Origin of the sequence: Xenorhabdus sp. IM139775, assembly GCF_028598745.1 — a bacterium.
Taxonomy (GTDB): Bacteria; Pseudomonadota; Gammaproteobacteria; order Enterobacterales; family Enterobacteriaceae; genus Xenorhabdus.
This window is the reverse complement of the sequence record NZ_JAQRFK010000217.1, coordinates 1-869: the sequence shown is the minus strand read 5'-3', so window position 1 is coordinate 869 and position 869 is coordinate 1. Positions and strand designations below refer to the sequence as shown.

Annotated in this window: 1 protein-coding gene and 1 pseudogene; both read right to left on the bottom strand. The window is 42.3% G+C overall.

The genetic code is table 11. The annotated features are described in order from the left end of the window. Positions 1 to 101: 101 nt before the first annotated feature. Positions 102 to 251 (bottom strand): annotated as a pseudogene (locus PSI17_RS17100) (transposase); the annotation flags it as partial. 24 nt (positions 252 to 275) lie between these two features. Next, positions 276 to 869: IS5 family transposase (locus tag PSI17_RS17095; RefSeq protein WP_273553095.1), on the bottom strand; the 594-nt coding region annotated here is incomplete at its 5' end.

Here is an 869-nt window from a genome sequence, read left to right as displayed (position 1 = left end):
ACCAAGCCAAAGAAATAAGCTTAAAAAAGCCAGCTGGTGTGATGATTACCGCGCCAAAGTTTTCTTTGGCTGAATGTTAATCAAAGTATGCTCGCGCCCTGGGGAGAGTAGACCGGCAGAAATAAAAGCGTCACGGTAGGATTATTACGCAGCCATGCTTTTACCTTCTTACTTTTATGGATGCAATAATTATCTAAAATAACACTCAGTGTTTCTGCATTACGATATGTGCGTTTCAATACTTCTAGGGCCTGTTGATGTTTTTTGTTCATAAATCAATCAACCCACATAGGCAGCCAAATAACGATAAACGCCAAGGCTAATTTACTAGCGTAATTGCGTTCTAATTTATCGTATCTTGTTGCTATACCTCGGAAATGTTTGATTCTAGCAAAGGCATTTTCCACCAAATGTCGATAACGATATAACCCTTTGTCGATATTTTTATCCCTCTTTTGGCTATTTTTTCGATAAGGGATGACAGGGGTGGCTCCCTGATGTCTGATGGCATCTCTAAAGGCCTCGCTATCATAGCCCTTATCGGCAATCACAACATCGGAGGGCAGAGAATTTTTCACCAGACTTTCCGCATGAACAATATCGTGTGTTTGTCCACCGGACAGCTCAAAATGGACGGGTAAACCTTGGCTGTCTACGGCCAAATGGATTTTAGTTGAACGTCCGCCCCGACTTTTTCCGATCGCTTCATCTTCCTGTGAATTTGCGCCGGCACTGTGCTGATGGGCACGGACAATACTGCCGTCAATGAATAACCATTCCATATCAGCATAACCCGATAACCATTTGAAAATTGATTGTAAAACCCCTTTCTTTGACCAAGCGTTAAAACGTTGGAAGACACTATTCCA